General features: G+C 63.2%; 23 protein-coding genes. 7 read left to right on the forward strand and 16 right to left on the reverse strand.

All coding sequences use genetic code 11. The features are described from left to right. Nucleotides 1–11 precede the first annotated feature (11 nt). The 10 genes from ABAC460_RS29540 to ABAC460_RS0124195 all read right to left on the reverse strand — a co-directional run bounded on the left by ABAC460_RS29540 (nt 12) and on the right by ABAC460_RS0124195 (nt 9,273). Nucleotides 12–503, reverse strand: a complete 492-nt coding sequence (locus ABAC460_RS29540) for a F0F1 ATP synthase subunit B family protein (protein WP_023452211.1) — start codon at nt 501–503, stop codon at nt 12–14. Continuing rightward, nucleotides 503–1,180 (reverse strand): F0F1 ATP synthase subunit B family protein, encoded by a 678-nt coding sequence (locus tag ABAC460_RS29545; protein WP_023452212.1) that lies wholly within the window; start codon nt 1,178–1,180, stop codon nt 503–505. The genes ABAC460_RS29540 and ABAC460_RS29545 overlap by 1 nt, the downstream gene beginning before the upstream one ends. A 47-nt stretch (nt 1,181–1,227) precedes the next feature. Next, on the reverse strand, nt 1,228–1,485 hold the full coding sequence (locus tag ABAC460_RS29550) for a F0F1 ATP synthase subunit C (protein WP_023452213.1): 258 nt from the start codon (nt 1,483–1,485) through the stop codon (nt 1,228–1,230). A 36-nt stretch (nt 1,486–1,521) separates the two neighbouring features. Next, complete coding sequence (locus ABAC460_RS29555; RefSeq protein WP_023452214.1) at nt 1,522–2,283, reverse strand: F0F1 ATP synthase subunit A; 762 nt, start codon at nt 2,281–2,283, stop codon at nt 1,522–1,524. A 64-nt stretch (nt 2,284–2,347) separates the two neighbouring features. Beyond that, entirely contained in the window at nt 2,348–2,650 is a 303-nt protein-coding gene (locus tag ABAC460_RS29560; RefSeq protein ID WP_035425935.1) for an AtpZ/AtpI family protein, read from the reverse strand. A 237-nt stretch (nt 2,651–2,887) separates the two neighbouring features. After that, on the reverse strand, nt 2,888–6,358 hold the full coding sequence (gene smc, locus ABAC460_RS29565; protein WP_023452216.1) for a chromosome segregation protein SMC: 3,471 nt from the start codon (nt 6,356–6,358) through the stop codon (nt 2,888–2,890). A 111-nt stretch (nt 6,359–6,469) separates the two neighbouring features. Next, nucleotides 6,470–7,171 (reverse strand): DsbA family protein, encoded by a 702-nt coding sequence (locus tag ABAC460_RS0124190; protein WP_023452217.1) that lies wholly within the window; start codon nt 7,169–7,171, stop codon nt 6,470–6,472. A gap of 25 nt (nt 7,172–7,196) precedes the next feature. Further along, nucleotides 7,197–7,853 carry a thioredoxin domain-containing protein gene (locus ABAC460_RS29570; protein ID WP_023452218.1) on the reverse strand — a complete coding sequence of 219 codons (657 nt, stop codon included), beginning with the start codon at nt 7,851–7,853 and terminating at the stop codon, nt 7,197–7,199. Nucleotides 7,854–7,859: 6 nt separating this feature from the next. Next, nucleotides 7,860–8,498, reverse strand: coding sequence for a DsbA family protein (locus ABAC460_RS29575; protein ID WP_023452219.1), 639 nt, complete (start codon nt 8,496–8,498; stop codon nt 7,860–7,862). Nucleotides 8,499–8,760: 262 nt separating this feature from the next. Next, a complete protein-coding gene (locus ABAC460_RS0124195; RefSeq protein ID WP_235075758.1) occupies nt 8,761–9,273 on the reverse strand; it encodes a DUF721 domain-containing protein in 513 nt (170 codons plus the stop codon). Between the two features lie 50 nt (nt 9,274–9,323). Here ABAC460_RS0124195 and ABAC460_RS29580 point away from each other — a divergent pair, with 50 nt between their 5' ends. The 4 genes from ABAC460_RS29580 (at nt 9,324) to ABAC460_RS29595 (ending at nt 12,298) form a co-directional block, all read left to right on the forward strand. Then, entirely contained in the window at nt 9,324–10,394 is a 1,071-nt protein-coding gene (locus tag ABAC460_RS29580) for an A/G-specific adenine glycosylase (RefSeq protein WP_023452221.1), read from the forward strand. A 59-nt stretch (nt 10,395–10,453) separates the two neighbouring features. Further along, a complete protein-coding gene (locus tag ABAC460_RS29585; protein ID WP_023452222.1) occupies nt 10,454–10,864 on the forward strand; it encodes a hypothetical protein in 411 nt (136 codons plus the stop codon). Between the two features lie 81 nt (nt 10,865–10,945). Next, nucleotides 10,946–11,356 (forward strand): hypothetical protein, encoded by a 411-nt coding sequence (locus tag ABAC460_RS29590; protein WP_023452223.1) that lies wholly within the window; start codon nt 10,946–10,948, stop codon nt 11,354–11,356. A gap of 21 nt (nt 11,357–11,377) precedes the next feature. Next, entirely contained in the window at nt 11,378–12,298 is a 921-nt protein-coding gene (locus ABAC460_RS29595; protein ID WP_023452224.1) for a polysaccharide deacetylase family protein, read from the forward strand. On the opposite strand, the gene ABAC460_RS29600 is transcribed toward ABAC460_RS29595, so the two are convergent. Continuing rightward, nucleotides 12,295–13,419 (reverse strand): site-specific DNA-methyltransferase, encoded by a 1,125-nt coding sequence (locus ABAC460_RS29600; RefSeq protein ID WP_023452225.1) that lies wholly within the window; start codon nt 13,417–13,419, stop codon nt 12,295–12,297. The two genes, ABAC460_RS29595 and ABAC460_RS29600, sit on opposite strands and share 4 nt — an antisense overlap. A gap of 238 nt (nt 13,420–13,657) precedes the next feature. On the opposite strand from ABAC460_RS29600, the gene ABAC460_RS29605 reads away from it, so the two are divergent. Continuing rightward, complete coding sequence (locus ABAC460_RS29605; RefSeq protein WP_023452226.1) at nt 13,658–14,209, forward strand: PepSY domain-containing protein; 552 nt, start codon at nt 13,658–13,660, stop codon at nt 14,207–14,209. A 1-nt stretch (nt 14,210) separates the two neighbouring features. Here ABAC460_RS29605 and ABAC460_RS29610 read toward each other — a convergent pair whose 3' ends face one another. The 4 genes from ABAC460_RS29610 to ygfZ form a co-directional block, all read right to left on the reverse strand. Continuing rightward, nucleotides 14,211–14,825 (reverse strand): ribonuclease HII, encoded by a 615-nt coding sequence (locus tag ABAC460_RS29610; RefSeq protein WP_023452227.1) that lies wholly within the window; start codon nt 14,823–14,825, stop codon nt 14,211–14,213. Nucleotides 14,826–14,843: 18 nt separating this feature from the next. Further along, on the reverse strand, nt 14,844–15,563 hold the full coding sequence (locus tag ABAC460_RS0124200) for a DUF805 domain-containing protein (protein ID WP_162150294.1): 720 nt from the start codon (nt 15,561–15,563) through the stop codon (nt 14,844–14,846). A gap of 83 nt (nt 15,564–15,646) precedes the next feature. Beyond that, on the reverse strand, nt 15,647–16,231 hold the full coding sequence (locus ABAC460_RS29615; RefSeq protein ID WP_023452229.1) for a DNA-3-methyladenine glycosylase I: 585 nt from the start codon (nt 16,229–16,231) through the stop codon (nt 15,647–15,649). After that, nucleotides 16,228–16,890 (reverse strand): CAF17-like 4Fe-4S cluster assembly/insertion protein YgfZ, encoded by a 663-nt coding sequence (gene ygfZ, locus ABAC460_RS29620; protein WP_023452230.1) that lies wholly within the window; start codon nt 16,888–16,890, stop codon nt 16,228–16,230. The genes ABAC460_RS29615 and ygfZ overlap by 4 nt, the downstream gene beginning before the upstream one ends. Nucleotides 16,891–17,156: 266 nt before the next feature. On the opposite strand from ygfZ, the gene ABAC460_RS29625 reads away from it, so the two are divergent. Continuing rightward, nucleotides 17,157–18,428, forward strand: coding sequence for a glycosyltransferase family 9 protein (locus ABAC460_RS29625; protein ID WP_023452231.1), 1,272 nt, complete (start codon nt 17,157–17,159; stop codon nt 18,426–18,428). Continuing rightward, nucleotides 18,412–19,740 (forward strand): dihydroorotase, encoded by a 1,329-nt coding sequence (locus ABAC460_RS29630; protein WP_023452232.1) that lies wholly within the window; start codon nt 18,412–18,414, stop codon nt 19,738–19,740. Before ABAC460_RS29625 ends, ABAC460_RS29630 begins: the two co-directional genes overlap by 17 nt. Nucleotides 19,741–19,963: 223 nt before the next feature. Here the strand turns inward: ABAC460_RS29630 and ABAC460_RS29635 are convergent, their stop codons facing one another. Further along, nucleotides 19,964–21,397 carry a hypothetical protein gene (locus ABAC460_RS29635; protein WP_023452233.1) on the reverse strand — a complete coding sequence of 478 codons (1,434 nt, stop codon included), beginning with the start codon at nt 21,395–21,397 and terminating at the stop codon, nt 19,964–19,966. Nucleotides 21,398–21,468: the final 71 nt, after the last annotated feature.

A 21,468-nucleotide genomic window follows, 5' to 3' on the forward strand; every position in this document is an offset into this window, starting at 1 on the left:
TTATCGACTTCTTAGTTCAGGGTACCCTGGATCTGGCCGATGGCGGTGTCCACCGAAGCGTCACTGGTCATCTTGGCCGTACGGTCGGCCAGGATGGTTTCGGCAAGTTGCGTCGCCAGGTCGGCAGCCGCCGCCTTGACGTCCGCCGTCGCCTTGGCTTCGGCCTGGGCGATCTTGCGTTCGGCCAGTTCCTCACGGCGCTGGATCGAGTCGGCCAGCTTTTCGCGGGCTTCCTTGGCCAGACGCGCCGCTTCCTCTTCGGCCAGGGCGATCAGCTCGCGCGCCTTCTGTTCGGCGGCGACGCGTTGCGCCTTGATGGCGTTCAGCAGGTCGGTGGCTTCCTGACGGATGCGCACGGCCTCGTCCAGCTCGGCGCGGACGGCCTTGCCGGTGTCGCCCAGCGAGCCCCAAACCTTGCCGGGCACCTTGGCCACGATCAGGATCAGGAAGAAGACGACGAGGGCGATACGTACCCAGGTTTCAGCTTCAGCGAGGTTGAACATTACGATACCTTTCCGAAGGCCGATTTCAGGGCGGCCGCGGTGACCGGCTTGCCGGTCAGCTTTTCGACCAGCACCTGGGCGGTTTCACCTGCGATCTCCGTGACGTGGGCCATGGCCGTGTCACGCGCGGCGCGGATGCGGGCTTCCGCTTCCGACAGGCGGGCGTTCAGCTTGGCATCCTCGGCCGCGGTCTGGGCCGCGATCTCGGCGTTCGAACGCGCCAGGGCTTCCGCCGCCAGCTTGCGCGACGCGGCGTGAGCCGCGGCGGTTTCGGCGGCCGCTTCCTTGGCCTGAGCCTCGGCCTCGTCGCGATTGGCGCGGGCGTTGGCCAGGTCTTCGGCGATGGTCGAACCGCGGTTCGAAATCACCTTGCGCAGACGCGGCGTGAAGACGGTCGCCATCAGAACGTAGAACACGGTGAAGATGATCAGCAGCCAGACGATCTGACCGGCCCAGTGCTCCGTCTGGAGCTGGGGCAGGCCGCCGCTGCTGTGCTCATCGGCATGCTCGGTGGTCGCTACCGTGCCGGCCGTGTGGTCGCCGGCGCCATGGGCATCGGCGGCATGGGCATCGTCACCGTGACCCGGCACCAGGGAGACCACGGTCGTGGTTTCCGGTGCCGAGGTGGCGACATCACCTGTGGCGTTATCGGCAGCGGAAGTGGGGGCTGCAGTCATGACAGATCCTTGAAGGCCCGGGCGCAAGGCTCAGGCGTTTTGCTCAATTAGGCCGACGGGGCGTTGAACAGGATCAGCAGCGCGATAACGAACGAGAAGATGCCGAGGGCTTCGGTCAGCGCCATGCCGATGAACAGGTTGGTCTGCTGGGTCTTGGCCGCCGACGGGTTACGCAGGGCGCCGACATAGTAGTTGCCGAACAGGATGCCGAGGCCGATACCGGCACCGATCATGCCGAGGGTGGCCAGGCCGGCGCCGATGTACTTGAAGCCGACGGCGAAGAGGGTAGCGGATTGAACGTCCATTGGGGGTAGCTCCGTAAGGTAGGATTTTCAGTTAGATTAGTGGTGGCCGATATTGACCACGTCACCGAGATAGACACAGGTCAGAACGGCAAACACGAAGGCTTGCAGATAGGCGACCAGGAATTCGAGGGTCGTCAGGGCGACGATGGTGGAGAGCGAGACCAGGCCGATGCCCCATCCCAGGACACCCATGGTCGCCGTGGTGATAATGAAGCCAGCGAACACCTTCATCACGATGTGACCGCCCAGCATATTGCCGAAGAGTCGCAGGGTGAGGGTGACGGGGCGCATGATGAAGGCGATGACTTCGATCGGCACCAGAACGATCAGGATGTACCAGGGCACGCCCGACGGCACGAACAGCTTGAAGAAGCCGAGACCGTGGCTGAAAACGCCAACGCCGATGACCAGCACGATGGTCAGGGCGGCCAGGGTCATGGTCACGGCGATCTGCGAGGTCGCGGTGAAATAGGTGAACATACCGATCAGGTTGCAGCTCAGGATGAACAGGAACAGCGTGAAGACATACGGCATGAACTTACGGCCGTCGTGGCCGATGATCGATTCGGTCATGTCGTCGATCAGCTTGAACAGGCCTTCGGCCATGACCTGGCCGCGGCCGGGAATGATGCTGGCGCGGGCGGTGGTCAGGGTGAAGAACAGCAGGGTCAGGCCGACGGCGATCATCATGGCCAGGACCGAGTTGGTGATCGACATATCGACCACGACACCGCCGACTTCGAAGGACGGAAGCTCAGCGACCTTCTGGATCTGGAACTGGTGTAACGGATCGGCCATAAGCCCTAAACCTCTTTATTGTACCGGCGCGAACCGGTGGAATGTCACGGATGAGGCGATTGCCTCAGGATTCAGACTGGCCGCGTTTCACGATCAGGTAGACCGCAGCGACCATGCCCAGTAATGCGCCGGCGATCATACCCCAAGGCTTACTGCCCAACAGGTAGGTATCGACCAGCCAGCCCAGTCCCAAACCGCCACCGATGCCGCCCACGAGTTCGCCAAGCGCCAGGTAGCCCTGGTTGGCGCCGACTTCCGCACCATGGTCGACCGACTTGCGCTGACGCGCTTCGGCCGCCTTGAGGCGGTCATCGAGGTCCTTCAGCTCGTCGTCCGGCGAGGACCCGTAGGGAGGTTCATCTGTCACGGTCAGCACCACACAGGCAGGGGTAGTCGAAAAAACCACCCCCGGCTTGAACGCGGCGGAACCTACTGAAACGCCTTACAAAGGTCAAGCGCAGGGGGCGACAAAACCGCGATGCCGGTATTTTTATGGCGCGGCCTGCTTTGAAAAGGTAGAATCCGTTGCGATTTCAGCCGGTTTGGCGGGTAAATCTTGCCTGAGAGGCTTCGCAGGCGCACAATTTTCGCCCCAAAAGCAAACTTAAGCGACGTCTTCGGTCACCAAAGCCTCGGCCTGCGACAGATCGACGCTGACCAGCTGCGACACCCCGCGTTCGGCCATGGTGACCCCGAACAGCCGGTCCATGCGCGACATGGTCACCGGATTATGGGTGATGGCGATGAAGCGCGTGCGGGTACGGGTGCGCATCTCAGCCAGCAGGCGGCAATAGCGGTCAACATTGGCGTCGTCGAGCGGCGCGTCGACCTCGTCCAGCACGCAGACCGGCGCCGGATTGGCGAGAAAGACGCCGAAAATCAGTGCTGTCGCCGTCAGGGCCTGCTCGCCGCCGGACATCAGGCTCATGGTGCTGAGGCGCTTGCCCGGTGGGCAGGCGAAGATTTCCAGGCCGGCCTCCAGCGGGTCTTCTGATTCTACCAGGCGCAGCTCGGCCGAACCGCCGCCGAACAGGCTGACGAACAGGGTTTTGAAGTGTTCGTTGATGATCTCGAAGGCCGCCAGCAGGCGTTCGCGGCCTTCGGCATTAAGTTCGTCGATGCCGTCGCGCAGCTTGGCGATGGCGGTGATCAGGTCAGCGCGTTCGCGCCCCAGGGTATCGAGGCGGCCTTCATATTCGGCGGCCTCTTCCTCGGCGCGCAGGTTGACCGCGCCCAGGCCGTCGCGTTCGCGCTCCAGGCCGGACAGGAGTGATTCGGCGCCCGAAGCGTCGGCCGGAGTGGCGATGGCCTCTTCCTTGAGCTTACGCCCCAGGTCGTCGGGTGTGCCGCCGGTCTGGTCGAGAATCACCGCTTCGATTTCGGTGGCGCGGGCCTGGATGGCTTCCAGACGCGCCTGGGCGCCGGCGCGTTCTTCACGGGCGGCGGACGCCTCCTGTTCGGCGGTGCGCAGGTTGATATCGCCGTCGCGCTTGGCGGTTTCGGCGGCATTGAGGGCATCGCGGGCGGTCGACAGGCGCTTCTGGGCGACTTCCAACTGGTCGACCAGGGCGATGCGGCGTGATTCGAACTGCGCCGGCGCGGCCTGAGCCTTTTCCAGATTGGCGCGGGTGGTCTCCTGGTCCTTTTCCAGCTTGATCAGGCGCGAGCCCGAATCCTGGGTGCGGCGGGTCCAGTCGGCCAGTTCGCGGGTCAGGGTGCGTTCGCGGCCCTCGCGGGCGGCGCGGTTGCTCATTTCCTGGTCCAACTCGGCGCGGGCGCGCATCACCGACTGGCGCTTGCCCTCGGCGATGGCCCGGGCGGCGTCCAGGGTGGCCTTCATGGTGCTGGTGTCCAGCGCTTCGGACTGCGAGGCGACAGCCAGGCGGTAGAGGTTTTCCATCTCGCCATGATCGCCGGACAGCCGGGCCAGCGAGGCCTCCAGGCCTTCGAGGCGGGCTTCATAGTGGGTCTGGGCGCGCAAGCGTTCTTCCAGGGCCAACTGCTTGGAGCGCACCAGCCGTTCCAGGTCCGGCACCCGTGCACGCGCCTGGCGGACCGTGTCTTCGTGCTTGCGCTGGGCGTCGGCGGCCGTGGTCTGGGCCGTTTGGGCTTCGGCAAACCGGGGCTTCAGGCTGGCGATGTCGGCTTCTAGCTCATCGAGGCGGTTGCGCTGGGCCAGGCGTACGGCGGCGGGCTTGGGGGCCTTGGCGCGGACGATCAGCCCGTCCCAGCGCCACAGGTCGCCTTCCCGGGAGACCAGACGGGCACCAACAGGAAGTTGGCCGTGCAGTTTTTCGGCTTCGGCGGCCGTCACCACCCCGATGGTCGACAGACGCAAGGCCAGGGCGGCCGGGGCGCGGACATGGGTGCTGAGCGGTGTCGCCCCCAGGCTTTTTAGATCGATATGGGCTGCGCGGCTTTCGAAATCCTCGCTCCAGAAGGCGAGGGCATCGCTGTTCTTCTTCGACAGGGTCAGGTTGAGGTCGTCGCCGAGCGCCGCCGCCAGGGCCAGTTCGTAACCCTTGTCCGGGCGAACCTCGTCCAGCACAGGCTTGTTGGCCTTCTGACCGCCCTGCAGGATTTGCGACAGGCCGCGGGCTTCCGAGTTCATCCGGCCGAGCTGGTCTTCCAGTTCGCGCGCGGTTTTGCGCGCCTGGGCCTCGGCATTGACCAGGCCGACGCGCGCGCCTTCCAACTCCTCGGCCGCTTTCCGCGCAGCGTCCAGGTCGGTCTGGCCCTGGGCGGCTTCTGTCTTCAGCCGGTCGACGGCGCCATAATCGAAGGTGCCCAGGGCATTGCGTTCGTTGTGGGCGGTCTGCAATTGCGCGGCGATGCGGTCGAAGCGCGCCTTGGCCTCGCTCAGGCGGGCGGCTTCCAGCCGCTGGCGCTCGACCTGGGCGGCCTGTTCGGCGGCCATGGCCTCGATGGCGGCGTCGCCCTGGCGACGCTCGGCTTCGGCGGCATCGACGGCGGCACGCAGCTCCGGCTCACGCGACGGGGCGTCGGCGATTTCGGCCTGGACGCGGGTCAGGGAGGATTGCAGCCGTTCGAGCTGGATCGAGCCGTCCGACGACAGGTCCAGTTCGCGCTGGAAGTCGGCCCTTAGGCGCGACAGTTCATTTTTCAGCCGTTCGATCTCGGCGGCGGCCTGCTTTTCCTCCAGGTCCAGCCGTTCCTTCTCGACGGTCAGCCGGTGCATGACGGTGGCCGCGACGGCCTCTTCCTCGCGCAGGGGCGGGATGGCTTCGGTGGCGTCGATGGCGAAGGTCTGGGCGACGGCGGCGGCGCGTGCCGAGGTTTCGACCCGCGTCGACTGGGCCTGCATGTCGCTGACAGCGCCTTCGAGAAGCGCGCGGACCTCCAGCCATTTGGCGTGGAGTATGGCTTTCTGCAGGGCGCGGATCTCGGCGGAAATTTTCTTGTACTTCTCGGCCTGGCGGGCTTCGCGCTTCAGCCGTGACAGGGCGCTGTCCAGTTCGCGGGCGATGTCGTCCAGCCGCGACAGGTTGGATTCGGCGGCGGTCAGGCGCAGTTCGGCCTCGTGGCGGCGGCTGTGCAGGCCGGAGACTCCGCCGGCTTCTTCCAGGACGCGGCGGCGGTTCTGCGGTTTGGCGGCGATCAGTTCCGAGATCTGGCCCTGACGGACCAGGGCCGGAGAATTGGCGCCGGTCGAGGCGTCGGCGAACAGCAACTGGACGTCGCGGGCTCGGACCTCCTTGCCGTTGATGCGGTAGGACGAACCGGCGCCGCGGTCGATGCGGCGGGCGACGTCCAGCACCGGCTGGTCGGTGAAGGGCTGGGGCGCCAGGCGGTCGGAATTGTCGATGGTGAGCGTGACTTCAGCCCAGTTGCGCGACGGGCGTTTGTCGGAACCGGCGAAGATCACGTCGTCCATGCCGGCGCCGCGCATTGCCTTCGCCGAGGTGGCGCCCATGACCCAGCGCAGGGCTTCCAGCAGGTTGGATTTTCCGCAGCCATTGGGCCCGACAATACCCGTCAGGCCGGGGTCGATGCGGAACTCGGTCGCATCGACGAAGGACTTGAACCCGGAAAGCTTGATCTTCTGAAACTGCAAGGACGGGGGCCAAAAACCGAATTTACTGATTCTTAACGGCTATAATAGGGGCGCGCGCCTGTCGAGGCAAATACCGCCCGCGTCGTTGCATGACAGTGGAAAACGCCGCGACTATTTCGCCGCCGCGATGGCCGCGTCCAGGTCTGCGAGTTCGTGGCCTTCGATTTTCTTGCCGTTCACGACGAAGGTCGGCGTCGACTCGATCTGGTCGGCGTCCATATGGGCATTCATATTATCGTAAAAGGTCGACAACGCCGTCTCGTCCGTGACGCAGGCCTGGACATCGGCTTCCGTCATGCCGGTCTTGGTGTTGACGTCGCTCAGCACGAAGCCGATGCGCTTGGTGCGGTAATAGATTTCCTGACCCGAATAGAAGCTGTTCAGAACGGCGAAATATGGTGCGGAATTGGTCGGGTCTTTGCTGCGGTTGACAGCGCAGCGGCCGATCAGAAAGGCCGACAGAGCGTAGGGCCTTGGATTGGTCAGGACTTCGCGGAAGATGTAGCGGACCTTGCCGGTCTTGACATACTTGGTTTCGAATTCCGGCCACACCGTTTCGTTCCAGTGGGCGCAATGGGGGCAGGCGGCCGAGGCATATTCGATGACGGTGATCTTTGCCTTGGGATTGCCCAGGGACATGTCGGGCAGCAGGCCGGGCTTCGCCGCCGGAATGACCAGGGCCGGCACCGGCTTGGCGGGTACAGGTTTGGCGGGGACAGGCTTAACTGGGCCGGCCGCCAGTGTGGGCAGGGCGAGGACGGCCATGCCGAGCAGGGCGGCCGTTATCACAGATTTCAAAGCTGAATTGGCCATGATCACTCCTTCCCGATCCCCGCTTTTACTTTACGCCCGCAGCCGCGAAAGCGCGTTCGAATTCGGCGAAATCACCGGTTTTGCGCTTGAATTCAACGCCATTGATAAAAAAGGTCGGTGTCGACCTGACGTGGTGTTCCAGTATGTACTTATCGGCGTTGGTGTAGACGCGGGTCTGAGCGGTTAGGTCGACCATGCAGGCATCGAACTGTTCCGGTGACAGGCCGACGTCCTTTGCGATTCTCAGTAGTACCGGCCGTACATTGGTGGTTGTGCCGCCGAAAAACATGATGCTCTGCGAGCGCATGATGGTGTCGACGACTTCGAAATACTTGTCCTTGCCGGCGCACCGGGCCAGCAGGATGCCGGCCATGGCGACATCGTTCGGAGGGGTAAGATATTCTCGCTGGATGTACCTGACCTTGCCGGTGGCGACGTATTTTGCTTCGATCTGCGGCATGACCTCTTCGTTGAACGCAGCGCAATGGCTGCAGGTCAACGAAACATACTGGATCAGGGTGACCGGAGCGGTTTCGCTGCCTTTGGTCATATCGTCGGAGGCTTCTACGACGACGGCGGGGTTCGGTTTGGCCTGCGGTGTGGAGGCGACGGCAGGCAGGAGAAGGACGGCCATGCCGAGCATGGCCGTCGCCGTCATGATTTTCAGCGCCGCCCCCTTCATGACGTCCTACTTCACGCCAGCGTCGAGGAGCGCCTTTTCGAACTCGGCGAAGTCGCCGGTCTTGCGCTCAAACTTCTTGCCGTTGATGAAGAAGGTCGGAGTCGACGAGACGTCGTTCTCCTTCATGTACTTGTCGACATTGTTCTGAATGCGCTCGATGCCCTTCTGGTCGGTGATGCAGGTGTTGAACTGATCTTCCGACATGCCGACGCTCTTGGCGATGTTCAGCAGAACCGGCCGGGCATTGGCCGTCGAGTTGCCGGCGAACATTTCGCGCTGCGACTTCATGATGGTGTCGACGACTTCGAAATACTTGTCCTTGCCGGCGCAGCGGGCCAGCAGGATGCCGGCGGCCGAAACGTCGTTCGGCGGGGTCAGGAATTCGCGGTAGACGTATTTGATCTTGCCGGTCTTGATGAATTTCTCTTCGAGCTGCGGCATGACCGTCTCATTAAACTCGGCGCAGTGGGCGCAGGTGACCGAGGCATATTCGATCAGGGTCACCTTGGCGGTCTCGCCGCCCTTGCTCATGTCGTCGGCGGTCACGGCACCCGGCTTGGCGCCGCAGGCGGCCAGAACCAGGGCCGAGGCGGCAAAAAGGGCCACGGCGGCGACGCGGCGGCTAAGGTGAGAAAAAGTTTGCATCGGAAAACCCCGTAGTTAGACGCGTCCTTGCGCCCTTATGGCTTTGAGAACAGTGCGCCGCCCGCTTTGTCAACCGCATTTTAATAGCACGGATTGCGCTCAATTTATGGCGGGTCGTCAGAGACTGTATTGGAAATTCGTCAGGCTGAGCCGAAAAGGGCTGGTCTCGAGAACCGGAGCGGAGCGTACTTAAGTACGTGAGCACCGGAAGCGCAGAAAACTGTCCGTTGCAGGCCAGCATGGCGGGTTTCCAAACAGTCTCTCAGGGTGAGCGCAGTTTCTGGTGCCGCATGACCGATCGCCCCAGTTTCAGCAGGGCGGCGCGGACCTTGTCGTCGCCGACATCACCCAGTTGCTGTTGCAGGGCCAGGTCTTCCGCGGCGCTCAGGGGCGCCGGTTTCGGCGGCGGGACCTTGCGCGGCGCCACGGTGAGCGGTCCCTGGATGATGCGCAGCCGGTCGACCGGCTTGCCGCCCAGGAACAGGTTGATCCGATCGACCAACGGGCCGGCCTGGTGCTGGATCAGCGGCGCATAGGCGCCGGCGACACGAATTTCGAGCGCCCCGCCTTGCGAGCTTCCGGCGCGGCCCTTGATCAGGCGGACGGGTTCGCACAGTTTGGCCAGTTTTTCGCCGGCGATTTCAGGCCAGCGCCGCTGCAGGCGGTGGGCGGGATCGTCCTGGCCTTCAAAACGCGCCTCCAGGCTTTTCATCAGCGGCTGAACCTGCTTCTTTACTGGCGGTGGCGCCTTGGGCGCGCGCCGGGTACGAGTCATGCGCAGGATTCGCAACGAGTCTTCGAGCGATGGCAGAGAGCGTTTCATAGATGGCGATTATAAAGAAAGACGCGGTGCTTGTCTCGCGTTTACGCAGCGATCTGCTGAGCTGGTACGATCGTCACGGCCGCGACCTGCCGTGGCGAAAAGGGGCGCGCGATCCTTACCGGGTGTGGCTGTCGGAGGTCATGCTGCAGCAGACCACGACGGCCCATGCCGCGCCTTACTATGCCCGTTTCCTGGAGTTGTGTCCGACAGTGGCCGACCTGGCCGCGGCGGAGGACGGCGTGGTGATGGGGCAGTGGGCCGGGCTGGGCTACTATGCCCGGGCGCGCCGGCTGCTGGAATGCGCCCGGGTGGTTATGCGCGATCATGGCGGCCAGTTTCCGGATACGGAAGAGGCGCTGCTGCGGCTGCCGGGGTTCGGCCCCTATACCGCGGCGGCGGTAGCGGCGATTGCTTTCGACAGGCCGGCCAATGTGGTCGACGGTAATATTGAGCGGGTCATGGCGCGGCTCTATGCCATCGAAACGCCTTTGCCGGCAGGGCGGGCAGAGGTGCGCGAAGCCGCGGCGCAATGGGTTTTGGCTGAACGTGCGGGTGACTGGCCCCAGGCGCTGATGGACCTGGCCAACCAGGTCTGCCGGCCGAAGTCACCTGCCTGCCTGCTGTGTCCGCTGACGGACGGGTGTCTGGCTTTTGAGGGAGGCGATCCGGACCGGTTCCCGGTCAAGCTGACCAAGGCGCCCAAGCCGAGGCGCGAAGGGATTGTATTCGTTGTGACCGACGGCGTCTCGGTGATTGTGGAGCGGCGTGAGGACAAGGGGCTGCTGGGCGGAATGCTGGGCCTTCCACATACCGAATGGGTTTCGGAAATGCGTGATGTTCAACACTTGTTTGACCTTAAATATCAACATATTGGCGCCTATGAACATGTGTTTACGCACTTTGCCCTGACGCAGCAGGTGTGGTTGGCGCGGGTGTCGACCGCCGATCTGACCGACCTCCTGCGTCGCCATAATGCCTATCAGGCTTTGCTGCTGACGGAGTCCAAATCCCTCCCGACCGTGTTCGCCAAGGCCCTGAGGTCCTTATCAAGTCTTAATCATACCGACAGCTAACAGGCATCGGTTTCACCTGATCCTGCCATTAAGTTTCCCATATTGCATGGAGACGGATCATGAAGCGGGCATGGGTGGCGATTGTGGCAGGTGCAGCTGCGGCGGCTCTGGGCGTTTCAGCCCTGGCTGCCGAGCCTGTATATCTGGGTGATGTCCGCATCGTGCACCAGCCGCCCCCCAGCGGCTACCAGCCCGAAGGCACCAATTTTGACCTGGAGGATCAGGGCAAGACGTTCGACATCTCTTGCACGATCGCGGCGGATGGCCGGCTCTCGGCGTGCGAAGCCGGCGAAAACGACCTCTACGACCAGAAGTTCGTCGATATCGCCACGGCGAATGTCAGCCAGTGGGTGGTGGCGCCGCAAACCGTCGCGGGCGGGCCTGCCGCCGGAAAAACCCTGATTGTGACGGTACAGTTCAATCGCACAGATCAGACCAACCTGGCTGCTGCGTCCGACGGCGCAAAATAATTGACATAAATGTCAAAAATGTCATCATCCCATCATACGGTACGAGTCGTAACCGGATAAAGAGAGGCGGGAGGTTGGCGTATGGTGTGGCGTTTTCGCGATATCCGGCCGGTTGCCGTAGGTATAATCCTGGTCTGCCCGACCCTGGTTTGGGCGCAAGGTCTGATCGCCATCGACGATCTCAACATCATATACCAGCCCGAACCGGCGCACTATCAACCGTCCGGCGACGATCTCGATCTCGCCGACGAGGGCAAGTCGTTCGAGGTTACCTGTGTGGTCAGTTCGTCAGGGCGCCTGATGGACTGCGAAGCCGAGGACAATGATATGGCCGACCAGAAATTTGTCGAGGTCGCCGTGGAGAGTGTTGGCAAATGGGTGGTCGGCACCGAAACGCTGTCAGGTGAAAACGCCGTTGGGCGCCTGGTGACCATTACCTGCCGGTTCCGGCTCGAAGGCGGTGAAGAGCGGACGTCGATAGCCGCGCGCTAAATCCGGTGCTAGGATCAGGCCATGACTCGCTTTGATCGTCGCGCTTTTCTCGCCGGGCTTCTGGCTCTTGGAACTACGCCCGCCTGGGCCGCGGACGCCGCGCCGGGCCTTTCTGTTACCATCGACGACTTCGACCTCAGTCCCGATCCGTTGATGAGCGGCGAGGCGCGCGATCAGCGGCTTCGTGAGGCCGTGGAGCGGCGTGGCGTCAAGGCGGCCGGTTTTGTCGCTGGACGCAACGCCGTGGACGAGGTGGGGGCGCGTGTTCTGACCGCCTGGTCGGACGGTGGTCATCTGATCGGCAACCACACCTTTTCGCACGGCTACTACAATGGCTCGGATCCGCAGGCCTACTGGCAGGATATTGCAAAGGCCGAAGCGGTGTTGAAACCCTTTGCCGGTTTCCGCAAACTGTTCCGCTTTCCGTTCCTGGCCGAGGGCAAGACGGTGGAGGGGCGCGACGCCCTGCGCAAGCTATTGAGCGATAACGGCTATCGCAACGGCCATGTCACCATCGATACGTCGGACTGGTTCTACAGCAGCCGCCTGCTGGCGCGCCTGAAGGCTGATCCGAAGGCTGACCTGGCGCCGTATCGCCAGGCCTATCTCGACCACATGTGGGAAAAGGCGACCTTTTACGACGGTGTCGCCAAGACGATTTTCGGACGGTCGATCGACCATACCTTGCTGATGCACCACAATGTCATCAACGGCCTGTTCCTGGGCGACCTGCTGGCCATGTTCAAGGCGCGCGGCTGGCGGCTGGTCGACGCGGCGTCCGCTTTCGACCAGCCGGAGCTTATCCGGACCTATGACGCCATGCCGTCTGGTCAGAGTGTAGTGCTTCAGGCGGCTATCGCGGCCGGGCATCCGGAACTAGCGCGCTATCCCGGCGAGGATAGCGCGTACGAGAAGGCCAAGCTGGACGCCTTGGGACTTTAGTTCATGTCGCTGCGGATACGGGCGCGCAGGTCGTCGATCGGCTTGAGGCCGGCGTCGGTCTTGAAGCGCCAGTAGGTCCAGCCATTGCAGGCCGGCGACTGCTCCATCATGGCGCCCATCTTGTGGATGGAGCCGCTCAGATCGCCATAGACCAGAGAGCCGTCGGCGCGGACCTTGGCGGTCTTGTCGCCCTTGGGGGTATACAGCATGTCGCCCGGTTGCAGCAGGCCGGCCTCGACCAGGGCGCCGAACGGAATGCGCGGTTCTGCCTTCTTCGACCCCACGACGTTCAGGTTTTCCGCCGTGGTCGGAATCACCTTGGCGATGCGTTCGCGGGCGTGGCGGGCATAGGTTTCGTCGCGCTCGATACCGATGAAGTGACGGCCCAGGCGCTTGGCGGCCGCCCCCGTGGTGCCGGTGCCGAAGAACGGGTCGAGTACGACCTGGCCGGGCTTGGAGCAGGCCAGCAGGACGCGGTAGAGCAGGGATTCCGGCTTCTGGGTCGGGTGGGCCTTGTTGCCGTTTTCGTCCTTCAGGCGTTCGTCGCCGGTGCACAGCGAGATCAGCCAATCCGACCGCATCTGGGTGTCTTCGTTGAAGGCTTTCAGCGCGTCATAGTTGAAGGTATAGCGCTTCTGGCCCTTGGCCTTGGTCGCCCAGATCAGGGTTTCATGGGCGTTGGTGAAGCGGGTGCCCTTGAAGTTGGGCATGGGGTTGGCCTTGCGCCAGATGACGTCGTTCATCACCCAGAAGCCCAGGTCCTGCATGGCGACGCCGAGGCGGAAGATGTTGTGGTACGAGCCGATGACCCAGATGGCGCCGTCGTCCTTCAGCACGCGGCGGCATTCGCGCATCCAGTCGCGGGTGAAGGCGTCATAGGCTTCGAAGCTGGCGAACTGGTCCCATTCATCGTCGACGGCGTCGACCTTGGAATTGTCGGGACGCAGCAGGTCTCCGCCCAATTGCAGGTTATAGGGCGGATCGGCGAAGACCAGGTCGACGCTGGCGTCCGGCAGGGATTTCAGGACCTCGATGCATTCGCCGATGTGGATGGTGTCGAGCTTGAGCGGGGCGGCCAGGGACTTCGCAGGGGCAACCGGGACAGTTTTGAGCTTCGGCATGGGATCACTTTCGGCAAATCCGCCGGCCTTTTGCCGGACGGGAGGTAAGGTCTTGATTCAAAGACAAGAATCCTTTTGCGTTAAAAATAGCTTAAGGCTTGACTCCGCGGGAATCAGGTTGTGAAAATATTTTTCGGGGTGAGTCTTTGCGGACTCACTTTCGGATTCGTTTTGTTCTCAATTCCGTATTGCGACCGGTGTCACAGCGTGAAATTGTGCCGGATCCACGGAGGACAACATGAAAACGATGATGTGGTATGCGGTGGCCGGTGCGGCCGTGGCTCTGGCCGGATGTACGAACGAAAAGCCGGCGGATATCGCCTCGGCCAGCGAGGTGGCGGAGATGTCGGCCCTGGCCGGCGATATCATCACCGATGTGGCTGCGGCCGATCTGCCACCCGAGGTCATGGCGACAGCGTTGAAGGCGATTCCCGGCATGACGATCAGCGAGGCCAAGCGCAAGGAACGTGACGGCCGGGTCTATTACGATGTCGAAGGCAAGCGGCCGGACGGTTCCGATGTCGAACTCGACCTGCTGCAGGACGGGACTGCGTTCAAGGTCGTCGAGATTCAGCGTGATATCGCCTGGGCGGATGCGCCCGCCGATGTCCGCGCTACCGCTGAAGCCTCAGCAAAGACGGTCGTGCCGGTGCGGGTGATCGAAAGCATCGAAAGCGACGGCAGTGTGATCTATGAGCTGTTCGCCGAGGGCAAGCCGGCCAAGCCTTCGCTGGAGGTCCGCGTCAAGGACGGTAAGGCCGAAGTCCTGACCGAAGAATGGCCGCACTAATTTATTCGGCCGCGCCCAGCGGCAACGCCAACTGCTGCAGGGTCGACCAGGACATCCGATGGACGGGCGAGGGGCCGTGGACGCGCAGGGCCTCCAAGTGGGCGGCCGCCTGATAACCCTTGTGACGCTTGAAGCCGTACTGCGGATAGACGGCGTCCAGTTCGATCATGATGCGGTCGCGCGCCGTCTTGGCCAGGATCGAGGCGGCGGCAATCGACAGCGACAGGGCGTCGCCGCCGATGACGGCCGTCGCCGGCACGGTCAGTTGTTTCGGACAGCGGTTGCCGTCGATCAGGGCGTGGTGGGCGCAAGGATCGATTGCCATCACGGCGCGCGTCATGCCTTCCATCGTGGCGGCCAGGATGTTCATGCTGTCGATGTCTTCGACCGACATGGTGATCACCGACCAGGCGACGGCGGCGTCTTTGATCAGAGGTTCCAAATGGAACCGGCGGGCTTCGGTCAGGGCCTTGGAATCGTCGATACCGTCGGGCGTGCGCGCCGGGTCCAGAATGACCGCGGCGACGCAGACCGGCCCGGCGCAGGGGCCGCGGCCGGCTTCGTCGACGCCGCACACCAGACCGGCAAAGCGCTGTTCATGGAAAAAATCCGCCATGAACCGTCTTTAGACGATTCATCGCCGTTTGCCAAAGGTCGGGCGTACGGCCCCGGGCGCCAGCGGATTGCCGGCGGACGCGGGCGTGTAGCGCGGTTGGGGCGCCGGCGCCGGGGCAGCCTCGCGCACCATCGGCACGCCGCGCGATGGACCGAAGTCGAACACCGGCTTGTGCGGCTCGGCATAGGCGGGACGGGAGTCCTCGGGCTCCGGGGCGTCGAAAACGCGGGCGATATCAGCGACGCCACCTTTCGGGTCATCACCGAAGCGGTTGGGCCCCGGCGTGCCGGGCAGGACCATCAGCACGAACATGACAATATTACCCAGGAAGCCGACCAGGCTCAGGATCGAGCTCTGGGTTGAAGCGGCCATGATATTGTCGGGATTGCCCGATGCGATCGCGGCAAACATCTGCATGTTGGTGACGTTGGCGAAGACGCCGGGGGCATACAGCAGCAACCACCAGGCGGACTTGTTCGTGTCGTGAAGCCGGCGGACCGTGACGGCCAGATTGGGCAGCAGGCAGGCCAAGGCAAACACCATGATGAAGCCCATCAGTGCGGCACTTCCGCCAACGGCCGCGCCGGCATTGCGATCAGCAATGCTGCCGACGACGCTTATCATCATGATGGCGATCAGGACGAAGGCCACTAGGAACTGGAACAACTGGAACAGCCAATATTCGGACCGGCGCGCACGCCCCCGGAAATCGGCATACTTCATAAATGGCTTGAACATCAGCATCGGTGCACCCTCTTTCCCGGTAACTGGATAAGAGGGGTTTTACCCCAGCGGGTTGAAGTTTCCGCAAAGGAAGGTGGTTAAACCGCTTTCATCATTTTGGAGACTTCTGCATGGCGAAAACAGGTCACGGTGTGGTCGTTGACCATGCCGACCGCCTGCATGAAAGCGTAGACGATGACCGGGCCGCAGAACTTGTAGCCGTGCGATTTCAGCAGCTTGGCCAATTCGCGCGACGTCGACGTCTCGGTCGGGATCTGGCCCTGTTCGAAATGGTTGATTTGCGGTTTGTGGTCCTGGATCGCCCAGATCAGGTCCTTGAAGTCAGTGCCCTTTTCGCGCAGGTCCAGGGTGATACGTGCGCTGTCGATGGCCGCCAGGATCTTGGCGCGCGAGCGGATGATCCCGGCGTCGTTCATCAGCCGTTCGATATCGGCGTCGTCGAAGCGCGCCACCTTATCCGGATCGAACCCGGCGAAGGCCGACCGCAGCGAATCGCGCTTGCGCAGGATGGTGATCCACGCCAGGCCGGCCTGGAAACCGTCCAGCACCAGCTTCTCCCACAGGGCGCGCGAATCAAATTCCGGCACGCCCCATTCCTCGTCGTGATAGGCGCAATAGAGCCCGTCGTCCTTGGGCCAATGGCAGCGGATCAGGTCGGTCATGCGGCCTCCGTGGAAATATGCGGGGCGATCCAGCCCGGAATGGTCAGATTAAGCGGCGTGCCATCGCAAATCAGGTCGCCATCCAGCCGGTCCAGCCGCATCAGGGCCAGCGAAGCGCCATCAATCGAGCCCAGGACTTCGCCGGCGCGGCGATCGCCGATCAGCACCTCACCGCCGGTGGGCAACTTTCCGTCATGGCGCAGCGGCAGGACGCGGTTCTTGATCTGGCCGCGTCGCTTCATGCGCGAGGTCAGTTCCTGGCCGACATAGCAGCCCTTCTTGAAGTCGATCCCGTCCAGCAGGTCGAGATTGGCGTCGATGGCATAGAGCTCATCCTTGCTGAAGTCGCTGCCGGCTTCGGCCAGGCCGTGACGGTAGCGGAACTGCGTCCAATCGTCCGCAGTAGCGTCGGCGGGTTGCGGATCGTACGACCATCCGAACCCCGCGCCGATGACCTCACCGCGCGGGTCGGCGGCAAATGCCTCCGGCAACGAACCATCAAAGGCGGCGTGGACGGCGAGGTCCAGCGGCTCTATCGTCACCTTGGCGCGCAGCTTGTACATGTTCAGTTTCGCAAGTAATTCCTCGCGCGCAGTCTGCGGCACGTCGAGCCAGACTTCGTCAGCAGAGCGCGGCGAGAGCAGGCAGTCGGCGTACATCTTGCCCTGTGGCCGCAAAAAAGCCCCGTATGCCAGTCTACTAGGCGAAGTTTGGCCGCCATGATGTGAGTCTTCCGGACGAATCAGGTCGTCGATACGCGCCGTGCATAACCCCTTCAGAAAAGGGGCCCAATCGGGACCGGTGATACGGATCAGGGCGCGGTGAGAAAGATGTGCTATGCGGGTCATGCCAAGGCTTTGAATTGCAGTTCGTCTATTACGGGACGCGGACTTGATATAGGCGTAAATCGGACTAGGTAGGTAGCATGAAATCAAGCTTCCCGATTCTCCTGCTGGCGCTGTGCGAACCGGCCCGGGCGGTCGCGCTGGGCGGGGTGATTCCGCGCCTGAAGCAGGAGATTCCCCACGCCGTCATCACCCTGGTGACCACCAAGCTGTCGGCCGAGCTGTTCCAGAACGAAGCGGCGATCGACGAGACCCTGGCGCTGGACGGCGCCATCTTCAACCTGAAAGCCCTGGGCGCCCTGGCCGAACTGAGCCGGCGCCAGTGGGGACTTCTGGTCGACATCGGTCCGACCATGGTGTCGAAGATGATCCGTTCGAAGACGCGCCTGGTCGTCAATCCCAACGATTCGGCGGGGCCGTTGCGCCAGATCTGCCAGGCCCTGGCCCTGAAGGAAACCGACGTTTTTCCACGTCTGGCGGTATCGGAAGAGCGCGCCGCCAAGGCGCAGGCCGTTCTGGATGCCGGAAAAATGGTCGCGCCATTTCTGGTGATGGCGCCGGGCGCCGGCTGGCTGGGTAGGCGGTGGCCGACCGAGCGATTCGCCGTTCTGGCGACGCGTCTGATGCGCGAGGATGGCCCGTTCGCCAACCACAACCTGCTGATCGTCGGCGCCGAGGCCGACCGCGATACGGCCGTGGCCCTGTCCATGGCGACGCCGCGCGCCCAGATCATGGAAATGACCGGCAAGCTGGATCTGCTGACGGCCTGTGCGGTCATGAAAACGGCCGCCGCCTTTGTCGGCAATGACGAAATCTGGCTGCGCCTGGCGGCGGCGGCCGGCATTCCCACCTTCGGCCTGTACGGCCCGACCGATGAGGCCGACGCGCCGCCGGGCCCCAACATGCACGCCATCCGTGGGCCGCGCAGCCTGGCTGAGATTCGCGCTGCCGACCCCAAGCTGAAACAACAGGTCTGTCATATGCTGGACCTGACCATCGACACCGTCTTCGACGCGATCGATGCCGCGACGCCGCGACCGGAGTCCGAGAGCGCGGACGATGATCCGGCCGAAATCGTGGTCGAATCGCCGGCCACAGCGGCGCCCGCGGGCATTGTGTCGTGGGAGACCGAAGTCGATATCGCCGACCAAGCCGAGGCCTCCGATGACGTCGCGGATGTCGCCTCACCGGAAGAGGTCGTAATCGAGCCGGCAGGTGTCGAGCCTGTCGCTGACGACCTGCCTGAACCCGAGACGCCGCCCCAGACGCCTCAAGAGGCGCCGCCAGAGGCGCCGCCAGACACGCCGGAATCCAAGCCGGCAAGAGAGCCAGCCCATGCCGAAAAGCTTTGACCTGATCATCCGCAACGCCGACATCATCAACCATGCCGGACGGGGCAAGGGGGATATCGGTATCGTTGACGGCCGCTTCGCCGAATTCGGCGATCTCAGCCAGGCCTCGGCGGCCGACGTCTTCGACGCCACCGGTCTGCTGGCCATGCCGGGGGTGATCGACACCCAGGTGCACTTCCGTGAGCCCGGCCTGGAGTGGAAGGAAGACCTGGAGACCGGCTCCCAGGCCGCCGTCCTGGGCGGGGTGGTGGCGGTGTTCGAAATGCCGAACACCAATCCGACCACCACGACCCACGATGCCTTTTTCGACAAGCTGAAGCGCGCCCATCATCGCATGCACTGCGACCACGCGTTTTACGTTGGGGGTAGCCACGAAAACATCAGTCACCTCGGTGACCTGGAGCGCCTGCCGGGATGCTGCGGCGTCAAGGTCTTCATGGGCGCTTCGACCGGCACCCTGCTGATCGCCGACGATGCCGGGGTGGCTGCCGTGCTGGGGGCCGTGCGCCGCCGCGCCACCTTCCATTCGGAGGACGAGTACCGCCTGGCCGAGCGCCGGCCGCTGGCGCGCGAAGGCGACTGGACCAGCCACGACTATGTCCGTGATGCCCAGTCGGCGATCCAGTCGACCCACCGCCTTGTCAAGCTGGCGCGTGAAGCCGGCAAGCGCATCCATGTGCTGCACGTGACGACGCGCGAGGAGATCGAGTTCCTGGCCGGCCATAAGGATATCGCGACCGTCGAGATCACACCTCAGCACCTGACGCTGGAAGCGCCGGAAGCCTATGAACGGTTGAAGGGCTTTGCCCAGATGAACCCGCCGATCCGCGACCGTTACCATGTCGAAGGCCTGTGGCGCGGTATTGCCGGCGGTATTGCCGACGTGCTGGGGTCCGACCATGCGCCGCACACCCTGGAAGAAAAGGCCAAGCCCTATCCGCAGTCACCGTCAGGCATGCCGGGTGTGCAGACCCTGTTGCCCGTGATGCTGAACCATGTTGCCCAGGGGCGTCTGTCGCTGGAGCGGCTGGTCGACCTGACCTCCACGGGGGCGCAGCGCGTGTTCGGTGTCGCCAACAAGGGCCGGATGGCGGAGGGCTATGACGGCGACGTCACCCTGGTCGACCTGAAGGCCAGGCGCGTGCTGAAACATGCCGATATGCGCACGCGCAGCGGCTGGACGCCGTTTGATGGTATGGAGGTCACGGGCTGGCCCAAGGCGACCATTATCCGCGGCAAGGTGGTGATGCGCGACGACGAGATCGTCACGCCGTCCCAGGGCGAAGCCTGCCGGTTCATGGAAACGCTGTAACACCGCTTTTGCGAGGACCAGGCCACGGGCCGGCCCCGCAAAAGGAAAAGATGCAAAGCCGTCTCGCCGGGCCGCCCACAGAGACGGCTTTTCCATATCCAATCCGTAAAAAAGTACACTGAGCGTAGCGCTCCGCGCGGAGCGAAGGACTTTTTTACGGCAAAAGTAAAGCCCGTGAGGTCGGACCTCACGGGCTTCATCTTTTCAAACCTGAACCTCGGCCTTAGTCAGCCGAAGAATAGGTGCCGTTACCGGCAATCTCGCACTGCATCTCGTCCTTGTTGGAACGGGCAATGGCGCAGGGGCGGGTATATTGCAGGCTCTGGCGGTTCGGCGCGACCTCAATGATGTAGCCACGCTTGTTGACGCAGGCCAGTTCGGCCAGCAGGGCGTTGGGGTTGTCGCTGGACTCGCCGATGTAACGCACTTCCTTGACGTCGCAGTTCTTGGTCGGTTCGGCGACCTTGATCAGCTTGTCGAGGTGCTTCATCAGGGTTTCCGGCGTGACATAGGTGCACAGTTGGCGCGCCGTCTGGTCCATGAAGCAGTCATAGACGTCGGTCGGGGCTTCGCTGCCCGCCTGCGGCACGAAGCCGATCAGGCCGAAGGGCTGTTCCGGGCACTTGAACTCAACATAGTCACGCTTGCCGGCGCTGCCCTTGACGTCGAAATCGCTGACGGTGCACGGCATGCCGGCGGCCTTCAGGACGGCCGTCATCTGGCCGTTGGCATCGGCGGCCACCAGACCCGCGTCGCTCAGCTTGCACCCGCCCAGCGCCAGAGCGCCGGAACAGGGGATGACACGGTTGAGGCTCTGGTCATTGTTGTTGATCAGCACGATAAAGCCCGGCGGGGTTGCGCAGCCATATTCATAATAGGTCGCGGTCCCTTCGCCGTTGACAGCCACATAGCGGACATCCGTCGCCTGGCATTTGGCGTCGGCCTGCGCCGCCATCGGCTTCATGTAGTCCAGCATCTGTGCGTGGGTCGTCAGAGTACACTTCGAAGAGCTGGTCGTGCTTTCATAGGCCAGACATGGCGAGAATTCGACCGACGCCTTCGACAGGAACCGTGGGTAGTCGAGCAGGCCGCTGCCGCCGTTGGTACAGCCGACTTCGATGCGATCGAACATGTGATCGCCTTCGCCGCCGGAGCCGACCATCCGGAACCTGTCCACATCGCAGCCCGCAACGTATTTTTGCATAACCGGCGACATCCACTTTTGCACCGGCAGGTTTTCCGCCAGGGTGCAACTGGGGGCGTCCTTTTGGGTTTCCTTGGCCTTGGCCAACTGGACGCAGCCATAGAAGTCGCGTGCCGCATTGTCGGACGCGTTGATGACGACGACGAAACCCGGGCTGGTCTTACAGGCGACTTCGTACATATGGGATGGAATATTGTCGATCGCAGCGGAAACGATAAGCCGCGCGTTCGACGCTTCGCAGGTCACGCCGGACGAGGCAATAACCGTCGCCGCCATTTCCAGCGGTGTTACGGTCGGAGCGGCGACGGCGCCCGCCTTCGGCGCCTTTTGCTCCTTCTTGGGGACCGGCCGGTCTTCGTCGGAATTCTGGGCGAAGGACGCCGTGGCGCTGAAGCCGACCACAAGGGCCAGGCCTGCGGCCATGAGGGCGCCGGCGAGTTTGGATAATTTCATGGGCGAGGTCTCCGCTGCCTGTACAGTTCGGCCGGGTAAGCGACGGCCGCTCATTGCCTCTTATCTACAGG

Origin of the sequence: Asticcacaulis sp. AC460 (assembly GCF_000495795.1) — a bacterium.
Lineage (GTDB): Bacteria > Pseudomonadota > Alphaproteobacteria > Caulobacterales > Caulobacteraceae > Asticcacaulis.

Coding starts and splice junctions, on each gene's coding strand:
- ABAC460_RS29540 (WP_023452211.1), bottom strand. CDS start 503: ATGTTCAACCTCGCTGAAGCTGAAACCTGGGTACGTATCGCCCTCGTC.
- ABAC460_RS29545 (WP_023452212.1), bottom strand. CDS start 1,180: ATGACTGCAGCCCCCACTTCCGCTGCCGATAACGCCACAGGTGATGTC.
- ABAC460_RS29550 (WP_023452213.1), bottom strand. CDS start 1,485: ATGGACGTTCAATCCGCTACCCTCTTCGCCGTCGGCTTCAAGTACATC.
- ABAC460_RS29555 (WP_023452214.1), bottom strand. CDS start 2,283: ATGGCCGATCCGTTACACCAGTTCCAGATCCAGAAGGTCGCTGAGCTT.
- ABAC460_RS0124190 (WP_023452217.1), bottom strand. CDS start 7,171: ATGGCCAATTCAGCTTTGAAATCTGTGATAACGGCCGCCCTGCTCGGC.
- ABAC460_RS29570 (WP_023452218.1), bottom strand. CDS start 7,853: ATGAAGGGGGCGGCGCTGAAAATCATGACGGCGACGGCCATGCTCGGC.
- ABAC460_RS29575 (WP_023452219.1), bottom strand. CDS start 8,498: ATGCAAACTTTTTCTCACCTTAGCCGCCGCGTCGCCGCCGTGGCCCTT.
- ABAC460_RS0124195 (WP_235075758.1), bottom strand. CDS start 9,273: ATGACTCGTACCCGGCGCGCGCCCAAGGCGCCACCGCCAGTAAAGAAG.
- ABAC460_RS29580 (WP_023452221.1), top strand. CDS start 9,324: ATGGCGATTATAAAGAAAGACGCGGTGCTTGTCTCGCGTTTACGCAGC.
- ABAC460_RS29585 (WP_023452222.1), top strand. CDS start 10,454: ATGAAGCGGGCATGGGTGGCGATTGTGGCAGGTGCAGCTGCGGCGGCT.
- ABAC460_RS29590 (WP_023452223.1), top strand. CDS start 10,946: ATGGTGTGGCGTTTTCGCGATATCCGGCCGGTTGCCGTAGGTATAATC.
- ABAC460_RS29595 (WP_023452224.1), top strand. CDS start 11,378: ATGACTCGCTTTGATCGTCGCGCTTTTCTCGCCGGGCTTCTGGCTCTT.
- ABAC460_RS29600 (WP_023452225.1), bottom strand. CDS start 13,419: ATGCCGAAGCTCAAAACTGTCCCGGTTGCCCCTGCGAAGTCCCTGGCC.
- ABAC460_RS29605 (WP_023452226.1), top strand. CDS start 13,658: ATGAAAACGATGATGTGGTATGCGGTGGCCGGTGCGGCCGTGGCTCTG.
- ABAC460_RS29610 (WP_023452227.1), bottom strand. CDS start 14,825: ATGGCGGATTTTTTCCATGAACAGCGCTTTGCCGGTCTGGTGTGCGGC.
- ABAC460_RS0124200 (WP_162150294.1), bottom strand. CDS start 15,563: ATGTTCAAGCCATTTATGAAGTATGCCGATTTCCGGGGGCGTGCGCGC.
- ABAC460_RS29615 (WP_023452229.1), bottom strand. CDS start 16,231: ATGACCGACCTGATCCGCTGCCATTGGCCCAAGGACGACGGGCTCTAT.
- ygfZ (WP_023452230.1), bottom strand. CDS start 16,890: ATGTACGCCGACTGCCTGCTCTCGCCGCGCTCTGCTGACGAAGTCTGG.
- ABAC460_RS29625 (WP_023452231.1), top strand. CDS start 17,157: ATGAAATCAAGCTTCCCGATTCTCCTGCTGGCGCTGTGCGAACCGGCC.
- ABAC460_RS29630 (WP_023452232.1), top strand. CDS start 18,412: ATGCCGAAAAGCTTTGACCTGATCATCCGCAACGCCGACATCATCAAC.
- ABAC460_RS29635 (WP_023452233.1), bottom strand. CDS start 21,397: ATGAAATTATCCAAACTCGCCGGCGCCCTCATGGCCGCAGGCCTGGCC.